The sequence below is a fragment of the Pseudomonas nitroreducens genome (genome assembly GCF_014204515.1).
Classification (GTDB): domain Bacteria; phylum Pseudomonadota; class Gammaproteobacteria; order Pseudomonadales; family Pseudomonadaceae; genus Pseudomonas; species Pseudomonas nitritireducens_A.
Genome location: NZ_JACHLI010000002.1, coordinates 311,404 through 323,741 on the forward strand (window position 1 = coordinate 311,404; position 12,338 = coordinate 323,741).

General features: G+C 65.8%; 11 protein-coding genes. 2 read left to right on the top strand and 9 right to left on the bottom strand.

The annotated features are described in order from the left end of the window. Nucleotides 1-484: 484 nt before the first annotated feature. Together HNP46_RS04205 and HNP46_RS04210 are read right to left on the bottom strand one after the other, a co-directional pair. Nucleotides 485-1,921, bottom strand: coding sequence for a sigma-54 interaction domain-containing protein (locus tag HNP46_RS04205; RefSeq protein WP_184586251.1), 1,437 nt, complete (start codon nucleotides 1,919-1,921; stop codon nucleotides 485-487). Next, nucleotides 1,918-3,039, bottom strand: coding sequence for a PAS domain-containing protein (locus HNP46_RS04210; RefSeq protein WP_184586252.1), 1,122 nt, complete (start codon nucleotides 3,037-3,039; stop codon nucleotides 1,918-1,920). Before HNP46_RS04210 ends, HNP46_RS04205 begins: the two co-directional genes overlap by 4 nt. A gap of 358 nt (nucleotides 3,040-3,397) precedes the next feature. Here HNP46_RS04210 and HNP46_RS04215 point away from each other — a divergent pair, with 358 nt between their 5' ends. After that, nucleotides 3,398-3,760: a PilZ domain-containing protein gene (locus HNP46_RS04215; protein ID WP_184586253.1), complete on the top strand. Its 363-nt coding sequence runs from the start codon at nucleotides 3,398-3,400 to the stop codon at nucleotides 3,758-3,760. A 409-nt stretch (nucleotides 3,761-4,169) separates the two neighbouring features. Here HNP46_RS04215 and HNP46_RS04220 read toward each other — a convergent pair whose 3' ends face one another. From HNP46_RS04220 to HNP46_RS04250, 7 genes are read right to left on the bottom strand one after another with little or no spacing between them, the layout of a single operon-like run. After that, the gene (locus tag HNP46_RS04220; RefSeq protein WP_184586254.1) at nucleotides 4,170-6,266 is read right to left on the bottom strand and encodes a flagellar biosynthesis protein FlhA; all 2,097 of its coding nucleotides are present in this window, start codon (nucleotides 6,264-6,266) and stop codon (nucleotides 4,170-4,172) included. Between the two features lie 2 nt (nucleotides 6,267-6,268). Then, nucleotides 6,269-7,402 carry a flagellar biosynthesis protein FlhB gene (flhB, locus tag HNP46_RS04225; protein WP_184586255.1) on the bottom strand — a complete coding sequence of 378 codons (1,134 nt, stop codon included), beginning with the start codon at nucleotides 7,400-7,402 and terminating at the stop codon, nucleotides 6,269-6,271. Beyond that, nucleotides 7,395-8,195: a flagellar biosynthetic protein FliR gene (gene fliR / locus HNP46_RS04230; protein WP_184586256.1), complete on the bottom strand. Its 801-nt coding sequence runs from the start codon at nucleotides 8,193-8,195 to the stop codon at nucleotides 7,395-7,397. The genes flhB and fliR overlap by 8 nt, the downstream gene beginning before the upstream one ends. Before the next feature lie 4 nt (nucleotides 8,196-8,199). Further along, on the bottom strand, nucleotides 8,200-8,472 hold the full coding sequence (locus tag HNP46_RS04235) for a flagellar biosynthetic protein FliQ (RefSeq protein WP_184586257.1): 273 nt from the start codon (nucleotides 8,470-8,472) through the stop codon (nucleotides 8,200-8,202). A gap of 21 nt (nucleotides 8,473-8,493) precedes the next feature. Next, nucleotides 8,494-9,264 (bottom strand): flagellar type III secretion system pore protein FliP, encoded by a 771-nt coding sequence (fliP, locus tag HNP46_RS04240; RefSeq protein ID WP_184586258.1) that lies wholly within the window; start codon nucleotides 9,262-9,264, stop codon nucleotides 8,494-8,496. Continuing rightward, nucleotides 9,264-9,635 carry a FliM/FliN family flagellar motor switch protein gene (locus HNP46_RS04245; protein ID WP_017521280.1) on the bottom strand — a complete coding sequence of 124 codons (372 nt, stop codon included), beginning with the start codon at nucleotides 9,633-9,635 and terminating at the stop codon, nucleotides 9,264-9,266. The genes fliP and HNP46_RS04245 overlap by 1 nt, the downstream gene beginning before the upstream one ends. Further along, nucleotides 9,632-10,471 (bottom strand): flagellar motor switch protein FliM, encoded by an 840-nt coding sequence (locus HNP46_RS04250; protein WP_184586259.1) that lies wholly within the window; start codon nucleotides 10,469-10,471, stop codon nucleotides 9,632-9,634. Before HNP46_RS04250 ends, HNP46_RS04245 begins: the two co-directional genes overlap by 4 nt. 393 nt (nucleotides 10,472-10,864) lie before the next feature. On the opposite strand from HNP46_RS04250, the gene HNP46_RS04255 reads away from it, so the two are divergent. Beyond that, nucleotides 10,865-12,322: a sigma-54 dependent transcriptional regulator gene (locus HNP46_RS04255; RefSeq protein ID WP_221454643.1), complete on the top strand. Its 1,458-nt coding sequence runs from the start codon at nucleotides 10,865-10,867 to the stop codon at nucleotides 12,320-12,322. Nucleotides 12,323-12,338 lie beyond the last annotated feature (16 nt).

Sequence of the window (12,338 nt, forward strand, 5' to 3'; positions counted from 1 at the left end):
GCGGCGCCAGCTCGATTCGAGGACCCGTGCACGGTCACGGGTTGCAGGAGACATCGCACAGACTGTGCCAAATAGTTAAGTCATTGAAATGTATGGATAAATTAAAAATCTGAAAGCACAGGTGTAAGCAGAAATGACAACGCCTGTAGGCGGGGCTGCAGCGGTGGATTGTCGCAGGGGTGTTTCTTTCGGACGCGGGAAAGCGGCGTGACCGGGTGGCGCCGCATATGCATGGGCGGTGGTTTTCTGTAGGAGCGAGGGGCCCGCCTAGCCTTTGTTCGCGAACCTTGTCCTGCCTCGGTGCCTGCGGCTGCCCTCACCCCAGCCCTCTCCCGGAGGGAGAGGGGGCCGTCTGGAGCGCGCTGAAAGCTGGGAGTCAGCCGGCGAGCTCATAGGGTGAAGCCACGCCGATCAGTCCCCTCTCCCTCTGGGAGAGGGTTAGGGTGAGGGGCTTTGGGACAAGGTGTGCTATGTCAGGCGGCGCTCAATCATCCCGCTGCAACTTGCGGATCAGCGTGCCGACGTCGATGCCCAGGTGGATCGCCGCCTTGCGCTTGCTGCCGCACAGGCGCACGGCGCGCAGGATCACCTGGCGTTCGTAGCGCTGCACCTGGGCCTTGAGTGGCTGGTCGTCGATGGCGGCGGCCGGTTCGTCGTGGGCGACCGGGCTGCCGGCCGGCGGCGCGCCGAGCAGTTCCGGCGGCAGGTGCAGTTCTTCCGCCACGTCGTCGGCGAGCACGGCGAGGCGTTCGAAGATGTTCACCAGCTCGCGGATATTGCCCGGGTAGTCGTAGCCCAGCAGGCGCTCGCGGCAGCCCGAGGCCAGCCGCAGCGGCGGCTGGCGGTCGCGGTTGATGCGTGCCAGGAGGATGTCCATCAATACCGGCAGGTCGTCGCGGTGGGCGCGCAGCGGCGGGATTTCCACCGGCAGCACGGCCAGTCGGTAGTAGAGGTCGGCGCGGAATTCGCCGGCCGCCACCTGGGCACGCAGGTCCTTGTTGGTGGCGGCGATCACCTGCACCTGCACCTGTTTCGACAACGGCGAGCCCACGGGCTGGATGGTGCCGTCCTCGAGAAACTTGAGCAGCTTGGCCTGTACCTGCAGCGGGATTTCGCCGATCTCGTCGAGGAACAGCGTGCCGCCCGAGGCGCTCTCGATGTAGCCGCGCTTGCCCGACTGCAACGCACCGGTGAAGGCGCCGCGCTCGTAGCCGAACATCTCCGACTCGAACAGGGTTTCCGGAATGCTCGCGCAGTTCACGTCCATGAAGGGCCGGTCGCCCCAGCCGGCGGCGCGGTGGATGTGCCGGGCGATGGCGGTCTTGCCCACGCCCGGCTCGCCGAGCAGCAGCAGGCGCGCGCGACGGCGAAAGGCGCGCACGCCCATGTCGGCGATGGAGGAGAGCAGTGGCGACATGTGCAGCGCATTGTCCTGCGGGTCGCCCAGGCCCTGCAGATCGGTGGTCGAGGCGCGCCCGCTGGGGCTGCGCAGGCTGCCGGCGGTACCGGGTTCATACTCGCGCTGGATCAGCAGGTGGTAGGGCTTCTCGTAGGCGCCGGTGGGCACCGCCTGGGCGCGGGTGAGGAACACCCGGCCATCGCGCGAGCGCGTCAGCGCGCTCTTGCCGCCACGCCGCAGGGCCTGCTGGAAGTCGTCGAACTGCAGCGCCGAGCGCTGGAAGAAGTCCACGTCCGCCAGGCCCAGCACGTCGATGCGGTTGACCCGGTTGACCCGCTCCGCCGCCAGGTTGACGAAGCGTACCCGCGAGTCGCCGTCGCAGACGATCACCGCCTCGCTGAAGCTGTCCAGCAGCGCGTGCAGCGCCGGGGTTTCCAGCAGCGCGCTGAGCATCTCCCCGGACGCGCTGACCGAGGAACGCATGCCCATGCGCAGCGGCGCGAAGAAGCCTTCCTCGCTCATGGATGCAGCTCCGTGGCCTTGTTCGCCTGGCGCAGCACGAAGACGCGCCAGGCCACGCCCTCGCGGATGAGGATGCGCGAGCAGTGGCTGCTGAAGGACTGGTAGTTGCCGAACTGGTCGGGCAGGTCGAGGACCTGCCAGGTGCGTTCGGGCAGCGGCATGCGGTTGAGCGTCGAGGCCAGGCCGGCGGCGCGGGTGATGCCGAAAGTCTGTTCGAAGGCTGCGTTGCGCCACTGCGGCTGGGCTGCCTCGTCGATCACCAGCACGGCGTCGGGCACCGCGTCGAACACCCGGCGCAGCGCCTCGATGCGCTGCTCGGCGTCGTGCTGCATGCGCAGTTCCTGGCTGACGTCGCGCAGGCTGCCCCACATGCGCAGCAGGCGGCCGTTGTGGATGCTGGCGCGCACGTCGTTCTCCACGTAGGCCGGCGAGCCGTCGTGGCGGCGGTCCACCGACAGCGCGCCGTCGACGTGGAATTCCGCCTCGATCAGGCGCCGCACGAACTCTTCGTTGGCCGGGCTGCGCGGCCAGTACAGGCGCACCGGCTGCTCGCTGAAATCGACGTCGGCGGGCATCTCGTAGATGTTGGCCATGGCGCGGTTGCACATGCGCCAGTAGGAGCGGTTCTCGAACACCTGGCGGACGATCTCGTCGGGCGTCTCGCGCACGTCCACCGACTCGGCGAACTCGATGCACCAGTAGGCCACCCGCGCGCTGAAGAGCATCTGGCTCATCACCTCGTTGGCGCTCTGCAGCTCGCCCAGGCGGCGGCTAACCGGCCCCAGCGGCATCTTCACCAGGTGCAGGCGCGCCGGCTCGCCGTCGCGCCACAGCAGCACGCCGCTGGCGAGCACCGGCAGCAGGCCGCCGTTGTGGCGGATCAGGGTCAGCTCCAGGTCCTGCACGCGCTCATCCGCCGGCGGGTTGGCGAACAGCTGCATCAGCGCGTTCAGCGAGTCGGCGGTGTAGATCAGCTCGGCGCCCTGGCCGTCCAGGGAGCCCGGCGGGTAGCCCAGCTGGTCGGTCTGCTCGGCGGAGACCTCGATGAAGCGTCCCTGGGACGTCAGGCTGTCGGACAGCAGCAGGCCTCGGTCCAGCAGCAGTTTCAGTGGGTCCATTTGTCCCTCCACGGCAGATCTCCAATGCAAATTCCCAACACGGCGGTGCGGCCGCTGGGCGGCCAGAGGAAGAGCAAGGCATGTTGCATGCCAGCCTGAAACGCCCAGGCGCCGGGGTGCTCGCGAAGGGGTGTGTGCAAAACCGCAGCACTTTGCGCATTCGCGCAGCGCATTGCCGCAGAGTATCCGCTGCGCCCGTGCAGCGGCGCGCCGGGCGATGGAAGGCGCGCCGATGCGGTTTCGATACTGGCCAATTGATAGCTTTTGAGAGCGTTTGAGATGCTGGCGCTGTAAGGTGCGCGCGCGTTCCGCTCCGCGGAGCGCCCTTCCCAGAGCCCGTTCCCTACAAGAGGCCGCCATGCGCAAGCACCGTCGTTTGACCTTCCGCCACATCGGCCAGATCAACGTAACCAATCGCCTGAGCGGCGACCCCATGGGCACGGTCCTGGATGTCTCGATGGGCGGCCTGCGGCTGGTGACCGAGGAGCCGCTGGCGCCGGGCAGCTGCTACGACATGTGCCTGGAGATTCCGGTGCGCGAGGACCACACCCGCCAGGTGGAGATCACCGCGATCTGCCAGTGGTCGAAGAAGGACGCGAAGAACGCGCGCTTCGAGCAGGGCTTCAAGCTGGACCGGCCGAGTGCGGCGTTTACCGAGCTGGTGACGTCGATGTCGGTGAGTTTCAACCGCAGTCTGTTGGGGCGGGCGCGGTTGTCCTGACTCGGGCGGGCTTGGGTGCGGCCGGAAGCACCCTCTCCCTAGCCCTCTCCCTGAAGGGAGAGGGGGCCGTTCGGCGTTTTGTGGTTGGTTCGACGTTAGCCGGCGAGCGCGATGGTTTCAGCCGCTCCGGACTGTCTCCGCGTTGGATAGTTCTCCGCTCGGGAAAGCCCTCACCCCAGCCCTGGCTGCGCGCCCCGCTCCAGAGGGAGAGGGGGCCGTTCGCGTTTTGTGGTTGGTTCGACGTTAGCCGGCGAGCTCGATGGTTTCAGCCCGCTCCGGACTGTCTCCGCGTTGGATAGTTCTCCGCTCGGGCAGGCCCTCACCCCAGCCCTCTCCCTCTGGGAGAGGGTTAGGGTGAGGGGAAAGCCCCGCGCCAAACGCTCAGAAAAGCACCCGCTCGGCCTGCCCATTACCCCAACGTCCCCAATATCTGCACCCCCACCCGCTCCGGAATCTCGTTCTGCGACAGCACGTGCAGCCCCGGGCTGAACACCCGTGCGTAACGCGCCAGCAGCGGCCGCAGTTGCGGCATCACGGTGAGGATCGGCGGGTGGCCTTCCTTGCGCAGCTTTTCCTTCACCACCGGCATGCTGTGTTGCAGCTGGTTGAGCAGGCTGGGCTCCACCGGGATGTTGTCCAGGCTCACCGGTCCGGCCTGCTGGGCGATGCTCAGGGCGCCGAGCAGGGTGTTCTCCAGGGCGTTCTCCAGCACGAACACGCTCAGCTCCGCGCGGTCGCCGGCAATCGCGGAGACGATGCTGCGGCGCAGCGCGTAGCGCACGTCGGAGGCCAGCAGCACCGGGTCCTTGGTGCTCTCGCTGCCTTCGAGCAGGGCGCTGGCGATGGTGACGATGTCCTTGAGCGCGACTTCTTCCTGCAGCAACTGGCGGAACACCCGGTGCTGCTGCGAATAAGTCAGCTGCGCCTTCAGCGACTCGGCCAGCTTGGGCGCCTGCAGGGTCAGGCGCTGCATCAGGTGCTCGACGTCGTCGTGCTTGAAAATGTCCGGCAGGTACTCGCGCACCACCTTGTTCAGATGCGTGGCGACCACGCTGGCGCAGTCGATCACCTGGTAGCCCAGGTTCAGCGCGCGGGACTTGTCTGCCGGCAGGATCCACACCACCTGCATGCGGTACGCCGGGTCGACGCCGAGGATGCCGTCGATCTCGCCGTAGAGTTCCGGCGAGGGGATCGCCATCAGCCGGTCGGCGTGGATTTCCGCACCGTCGATGCGTTCGCCGTTGATGTGAATGGCGTACTGCGAGGCCTTCAGGCGCAGGCTGTCGCGGATCTGTACTTCCGGCAGGAGGAAGCCGAGGTTCTCCGAAAGCGTCTGGCGCACCCCGCGAATCCGTTGCGGCAGCGGCGCGCCGCTGGCCTCGTTGACCAGGCTGACCAGCTTGTAGCCCAGCGAGATCGACAGGCGCTCCACCAGCGGGATGTCCTCCCAGCCCAGTTGCTGCGCGCGCTCCTGGTCCATCGCTTGCGTCAGCGCCTGGGTCTGCTCCAGGGTCTGCGCCTCGATGGGCGGGCCGGCCAGCGCCAGGCGCCAGGCGATGAAGGCCACCAGCGCGGCGAAGGCGAAGAAGGCGGTGTGCGGCATGCCCGGCACCAGGCCGAGGACCACGAGGATGCCGGCGACGGTGTAGAGCAGCGAGGGCGAGGCGAGCATCTGCCTGCGCACCAGGCTGGTGATTTCCGCCGACTCGTTGACCCGCGTGACGATGATCGCCGCCGCGGTGGACAGCAGCAGCGCCGGGATCTGCGCCACCAGGCCGTCGCCGATGGTCAGCAGGGCGTAGCGCTGGAAGGCCGCACCGGCTGGCAGGTCGTAGACGAACACGCCGATGGCCAGGCCGCCGAACAGGTTGATCAGCAGGATCAGGATGCCGGCGATGGCGTCGCCGCGGACGAACTTCGAGGCGCCATCCATCGCGCCGTAGAAGTCGGCTTCCTTCGCCACTTCCGAGCGCCGCCGCTTGGCTTCGTTCTGGTCGATCAGGCCGGCGTTGAGGTCGGCATCGATGGCCATCTGCTTGCCGGGCAGGGCGTCCAGGGTGAAGCGCGCAGTCACCTCGGAGATGCGCTCGCCACCCTTGGTGATGACCATGAAGTTGATGATCATCAGGATCACGAAGACGATCAGGCCGACGATGAAGTTGCCGCCGATCACCACGTGGCCGAAGGCTTCGATCACCTTGCCTGCCGCGCCCGTGCCGGTGTGGCCGTCGAGCAGCACCACGCGGGTGGAGGCGACGTTGAGCGTCAGGCGCAGCAGCGTGGTGACCAGGATCACCGTGGGCAGCAGGGAAAAGTCCAGCGGACTCTTCGACGACACGCTGACCAGCAGCACCAGGATCGCCACCACGATGTTGAAGGTGAACAGGGCGTCCAGCACCAGCGGCGGCAGCGGCAGGATGATCATCGAGAGGATCGACAGGATGATCAGCGGGATGCCGATGCGGCCGCTCTGGAAGGTCGGCAATAGTGACTGCAGTAGGCGCATGCTCAGACTCTGTTCAGCAGTTCTTCGGGAATGGGGACGTTGCGTATCAGCTCCGGCCGCTCACGGCGCCCGGAGCGCCAGGCCTTGAGCTGGAGGATGTAGGTGAGGACGTGGGCCACGGCCTTGTACAGCTGCGCAGGAATCTGCTGGTTCACCTGGGTGGTGGCGTAGATGGCGCGGGCCAGCGGCGGCAGCTCGATGACTTCCAGCTCGTGGGCCTTGGCCAGCTTGCGGATGTACAGCGCGGTCTCGTCCAGGCCCTTGGCGACGACATAAGGCGCCTGGGCCTTCTTCGGGTCGTAGCGCAGGGCCACGGCGAAGTGCACTGGGTTGACGATCACCACGTCGGCGCTCTTGATGCTCTTGCTGATCTGCCGGTGCACCAGCTGGCGCTGCATCTGGCGGATGCGCGCCTTCACTTCCGGGCGGCCTTCCTGGTTCTTGTGCTCTTCCTTGCGCTCCTGCTTGGTCATGCGCAGCTTCTTCTTGAAGAAGAAGTACTGGATCGGGATGTCGATGACCGAGAACAGGATGAACACCACCAGCAGCGCCAGGGTGATGTCGTAGAAGGTGCCGAAGGCCGTGGCGATGGCGTCGTGCACGTTGCTGCGCTGCAGCGCCAGCAGGCCGGGTAGGGCGCCGTGCAGCTGGTAGAGGGCGACGGCGATCAGCACGGCGATCTTCAGCAGCGACTTGGCCAGCTCTGTCCAGTTCTGCAGCGAGAAGATGCGCCCAAGCCCGGTGATGGGATTGAGCTTGGACAGCCTGGGCATGAAGTTCTTGCTGGAGAAGATCCAGCCGCCGGGAATCATCGAGAACAGCACCACCAGCAGTGGCGTGACCAGCAGCGGCAGCAGCGTGGTGATCAGCAGCACCAGGTGGTGGCCGAGCACCAGCGGCAGGTCGTCGAGGCCGATCTCGCTGTGCCGGAAATCGATGAAGGACAGTGCGAAACCCTGCTTCAGGCCGTCGTAGAAATGCTCCACGCAGAACTTCAGGGCGATCAGCGTGGCCAGTAGCGAGAGGGTGGTGGAGAGGTCCTTGGAGCGGCTGACCTGGCCGTCCTCGCGGCTCTTTTTCAGCTTCTGCTGGGAGGCCTCTTCGGTTTTCTCCTGGGCGCTGTGTTGATCAGCCATGGCGCCCCTCGCGGAAGATCACGCCGATGGCGTCGAGCAGCTGGCGAGTGAGCCGCAGGTAGTTCTCGGGGACATCCGGCAGGGTCAGCCAGAGGCACACCAGCCCCGCCAGCACTGCCATGGGAAAGCCCAGGGAAAACAAGTTGAGCGCCGGCGAGATGCGGTTGAGCAGGCCGAAGCAGAATTGCACCAGGGTCATGCAGAACACCAACGGCAGGGTGATCAGCACGGCGGCGGCGAACACCCAGGCGAGGCTGCCGGCCACCGACTCCAGCCCCAGGTAATGCAGGCCGCTGCCCACCGGCCAGTAGACGAAGCTCTGGTAGAGGATGCTCACCACCAGCAGGTGGCCGTCGATGGAGAGGAACAGGAACACCAGCAGGATGAAATACAGCTGGTAGAAGATCGACGACGAGGACGAGCCGGTCATGGGGTTGCTGTACACCGCCATGCTCATGCCCAGCTGGGTGGAGACCACGTCGCCGACCAGGGTGAACACGGTGAACACCAGCATCAGCGCAAGCCCCAGCATCAGGCCGAAGGCGATCTGCTCCAGCGCCACCAGCAGGCCCTGCGCCGACAGCGGGTCGATGGCCGGCGGGCGCGGCAGCGCGGCGCCCAGGGCGACGGTCAGGGCCAGCCCGAGGAGGATGCGCAGGCGCATGGGAATCGCCTTGTGGCTGAAGATCGGCGCCAGGGCAAACACCGCCATGATCCGGCAGAACGGCCACCACCAGGCCTGCAGCGTTTGCAGGAGATCGAAGGCCTGCAGGAAGGATGCGCCTTGCTGCATGGCATCAACCGACCAGGCGGCCCGCCTGGTGGAACGATTCGATGAACAGCTCCGACAGCGTGCGCAGGATCCAGTGGCCGGCGAACACCAGCATCCCCAGGGTGATCAGCAGGCGCGGCAGGAAGCTGAGCATCTGCTCGTTGATCTGCGTGGCCGCCTGGAAAATGCTCACCAGCAGGCCGCCGATCAGGCTCGGCAGGATCAGCACGCAGACGATCAGCGCGGTGATGTGCACGGCGTTGGAAACGATATCGACGGCGGTTTCCGGGGTCAGCATGGGATTCTCCGAATCGGCCCGCTAGAACGGCTGCACGCTGCTGGTCAGCGTGCCCATCATCAGGGCCCAGCCGTCCACCAGCACGAAGATCATCAGCTTGAACGGCAGCGAGATCATCATCGGCGAGAGCATCATCATGCCCATCGCCATCAGCACGCTGGCCACCACCAGGTCGATCACCAGGAACGGGATGAAGATCATGAAGCCCAGCTGGAACGCGGTCTTCAGCTCGCTGAGCACGAACGACGGCAGCAGCAGGGAGAAGTCCAGCTCGTCGAGGTTCTGCGGCAGCGTCTCGCCGGCCAGGCTGACCATGGTTTCCAGCGAGGTGCGGTTGGTCTGCGCCAGCATGAAGCGGCTGAGGGTCTGCTTGGCGTGGCCGAGGCCCTCTTCCAGGCTGATCTGGTCGGCCTCGAAGGGCTGGTAGGCGTTGCTGTAGATGTCCTGCCAGACCGGGCGCATGACCAGCAGCGTCATCACCAGGGCGATGCCCACCAGCACGTTGTTCGGCGGGCTCTGCTGCAGGCCGATGGCCTGGCGCAGGTTCGCCAGCACGATGATGAAGCGGGTGAAGCAGGTCATCAGCATGAGCATGGCCGGGAGGAAGCCCAGCAGCGTCATGACGATGAGGATCTGCAGCTTGACGCTGAAGGCCTGGCCGTCGCCGGTGTCGTGCAGATTGAACAGCGTGACCTCGCCGCCGGCCGCCTGCGCGTAGAGCGGGCAAAGCGCGGCGATGAGCAGGCCAAGCGTGGCCAGCGACCTGCCTGTCAGGAAACGGCGCGGCAGCATCACGCAGTCAGGGCGTCGAGGCTGGCGCCGCACAATTCGAGCACGCGCAGGCCGTAGTTGCCGTTCATCACCACCACTTCGGCCTTGGCGAACAGCGCACCGTTGACCTTCACGTCCAGCGGCTCGCCGGCGAGCTTGTCGAGGATGATCACGCTGTTGGCGTCGACGTCCATCAGCTCCTTCAGCGAGATTTCCACCGAGGCGACTTCCAGGGTGACGTTCACCGGGATCTTGCCGAAGAACGCCAGGTCCTGCTGCGGCAGCGGCGCGCGCGCAGGTTCGGCGGGGATGTCGGTGACGTCCTGGGTGAGGCCCAGGTCGCCGTCGTTGATCAGCGACTCGAACTCGGAGTCGGAGAGAGAACCGGTCATGGGTTTTTCACGCTTTCCAGGGAGGAGAGGAAGAGGGTGCCGTCGTCTTCGAAGATGGCGCCGCGGAACAGCTTCTGCTGGTTGACCCGCACTTCGACGCGCTCCAGCGGGCGGATCGTCAGCACATCGCCCGGCTCCAGGCCGAGCACCTGCGACAGTGGCAGGCGCGCAGCGGCGACCACGCAATCCAGGCGCAGCGGCAGGTGCTTGATGTGCTCGACCGGGTTGCCGGTCAGGCGCGGCGGTGGCGGGCCGGCGAGGCGGCGGGTCAGCTCGTCCGCCAGCGGGGTGTCCAGATAGAGGTAGAGCGAGGAGCGCTCGCCGGTCAGGTGGCTGACGTAGCTGAACTCGGCGATGTACTCCCACTGCACTTCTTCATAGGTGGGGTCGATCTGCTGCAGGCGGCCCACCGATTCACCCATCAGCAGGGCGCGGCCGAACAGGTCCACCACGTCCAGGCCGAGGCGATCGAGCATGCGCTGCTCGGAGCTGCTGATCGGCGGCGTGTCGCGCTGGGCGACCAGGGTACCGCCGTAATAGCACTCGATGACTTCGGTGAGCAGGGCACGGTCCATGGCGAAACCGAACTTGCCCAGGGGCGAATCGAATAAACATTCGAGTTCACGGGGAAGTTCCTCGTGAACGGTCAGGTTATCCAGTTCGAGATTGATTCGATAATGCCGCAGGAAATAGTCGCTGATGATCCGCGGGTATTTTCCGGAGATCTCTTTGATGTACTGCGGGATCTTGTGATAATGCCGGCCGAGTTTCTGTGGTTTCAGTCTGGTGAGACTGTCGGCGGGCACGCCATGGTGGACTTTTGATTTGCCAGTCATGCTCAGCGTCGTACTTCCAGGTTCGATCTGCCATTTGCTCAAGGACACGTCGGTGTCATGGCCGCCGGCGTCGTTGGACCGTTGTTCGCGGCATGCTCTGTAGTGCCGGTGCGCGCCATGACTGCGTCACGGGGCACTGACATGGCGAAATGGTATCGGCTGGAACGGCTTCTGATTAAATCAATAGATATCAAATGCTGTTTTTGACGGAACTTTTTGTCTATTGATCTTAATTAATCGGCGGGAAGCTATGGCGTAGTGCTGGCACTTGTTAGTGTGGGTGGGTTAGTTCCTTTTTGCGACAAGTCTTATGGCCGTAAGTTGTCGCGATGCCACCCGTGAGATAGCCGAGTCGTCATGAAGTTGCGCAGTCGCCGATTGAATTTTCTGGCGATGCTGGCGGTAAACGATGACAGGGCTTTCGAACGCACTAGCGAATGGAAAGTTGCGGTGAACAGTGTAAGCCAGTCGATCGATCAATTATGTGAAACGCTGCTCGTAGAGCGGCCGGCGCAGAAAAAAGTTGCGATCATCGGGCCGTCCTCGGACGCCGCTCACGCCGTCCTTCTGCAGACGCTGCTGGCCGAAGGCTGCCGCGTCGAGCGCTTCTCCGGCTTCGCCGAACTGGCCCGGGCGCGCAGTGACGCTGCCCTGCTGTTTATTCTCGCCGGCGCCTTCCCTGCCCCTGATCTTTACGCACAAGTCGGCGCGCTGCTCAGCGATGGCCGCGAGCGCGACGTGGTGCCCATCGTCGGCTATGAAGAGCAGGACAAGGCCGCCACCCTGCTCGACCTCGGTTGCGTCGATTACCTGCTCTCGCCTTTCGGCGCTGGCCAGCTGGCCGCGTTGCTGCGCCGCCAGGAAGCTTCCAGCGCGGCCCAGGAACTGTTCGTCTCGCGCTCCCAGGCCGGCCGCCGTCTGCTGGCCATGGCGCAGCGGGTGGCTCAGACCCGCGCGCCGATCCTGATCACCGGCGAGACCGGTACCGGCAAGGAGCTGCTCGCCCGTTACATCCACGGCATCGCCAGCCCCGACGCGCCCTTCATCGCGGTGAACTGCGCGGCGATTCCCGAGGCGATGCTCGAATCCATCCTCTTCGGCCACGAACGCGGCGCCTTCACCGGCGCGGTGACTGCCCAGCCGGGCAAGTTCGAGCTGGCCAACGGCGGCACCCTGCTGCTGGACGAGATCGGCGAACTGCCGCTGGCCCTGCAGGCCAAGCTGCTGCGTGTGCTGCAGGAACAGCGCGTGGAGCGCCTGGGTGGCCGCCGCGAAATCGAGCTGGACGTGCGCATCATCGCCGCCACCAACCGCGACCTGCAGGCCGAAGTCAGCGAAGGACGCTTCCGCGCCGACCTGATGTTCCGCCTCGACGTGCTGCCACTGCACATCGCGCCCCTGCGCGAGCGCAAGGAAGACGTGCTGCCGCTGGCGCGCCGCTTCATTCGCCAGTACGCCCCGCAGGATGCCGAGCACGACCTGCTCACCGAATCTGCCAGCCGCGCCCTGCTGCAACACGACTGGCCGGGCAACGTGCGCGAGCTGGAGAACACCCTGCAACGCGCCCTGGTGCTGCGCAACGGCCTGTTCGTCCAGCCCCGCGACCTTGGCCTGGCGGCGCCGGCAGCGCCCTTGGCCACCGTCGCCGCGGTGATCCCGCTGGCGGCCGAAGGCGGCCGCGCCGCCCTGCGCGCCAGCGGCAAGCTCGCCGAATACCAGCACGTGATCGACACCATCCGCCGCTTCGGCGGGCACAAGACCAAGGCCGCCGAGAGCCTGGGCATGACCACCCGCGCGCTGCGCTACCGGCTCAACGCGATGCGCGAGCAGGGCGTGCAGGTGCAGTTCTGATTCGTTTCCCCAGGAG

What these genes read in the sequence shown, in the direction of transcription:
- HNP46_RS04215 (WP_184586253.1), top strand. Translation starts at nt 3,398, where the DNA reads ATGCGCAAGCACCGTCGTTTGACCTTCCGCCACATCGGCCAGATCAAC.
- HNP46_RS04245 (WP_017521280.1), bottom strand. Translation starts at nt 9,635, where the DNA reads ATGACCGGTTCTCTCTCCGACTCCGAGTTCGAGTCGCTGATCAACGAC.
- HNP46_RS04220 (WP_184586254.1), bottom strand. Translation starts at nt 6,266, where the DNA reads ATGCGCCTACTGCAGTCACTATTGCCGACCTTCCAGAGCGGCCGCATC.
- HNP46_RS04210 (WP_184586252.1), bottom strand. Translation starts at nt 3,039, where the DNA reads ATGGACCCACTGAAACTGCTGCTGGACCGAGGCCTGCTGCTGTCCGAC.
- HNP46_RS04255 (WP_221454643.1), top strand. Translation starts at nt 10,865, where the DNA reads ATGCTGGCGGTAAACGATGACAGGGCTTTCGAACGCACTAGCGAATGG.
- HNP46_RS04235 (WP_184586257.1), bottom strand. Translation starts at nt 8,472, where the DNA reads ATGCTGACCCCGGAAACCGCCGTCGATATCGTTTCCAACGCCGTGCAC.
- HNP46_RS04250 (WP_184586259.1), bottom strand. Translation starts at nt 10,471, where the DNA reads ATGACTGGCAAATCAAAAGTCCACCATGGCGTGCCCGCCGACAGTCTC.
- flhB (WP_184586255.1), bottom strand. Translation starts at nt 7,402, where the DNA reads ATGGCTGATCAACACAGCGCCCAGGAGAAAACCGAAGAGGCCTCCCAG.
- HNP46_RS04205 (WP_184586251.1), bottom strand. Translation starts at nt 1,921, where the DNA reads ATGAGCGAGGAAGGCTTCTTCGCGCCGCTGCGCATGGGCATGCGTTCC.
- fliR (WP_184586256.1), bottom strand. Translation starts at nt 8,195, where the DNA reads ATGCAGCAAGGCGCATCCTTCCTGCAGGCCTTCGATCTCCTGCAAACG.
- fliP (WP_184586258.1), bottom strand. Translation starts at nt 9,264, where the DNA reads ATGCTGCCGCGCCGTTTCCTGACAGGCAGGTCGCTGGCCACGCTTGGC.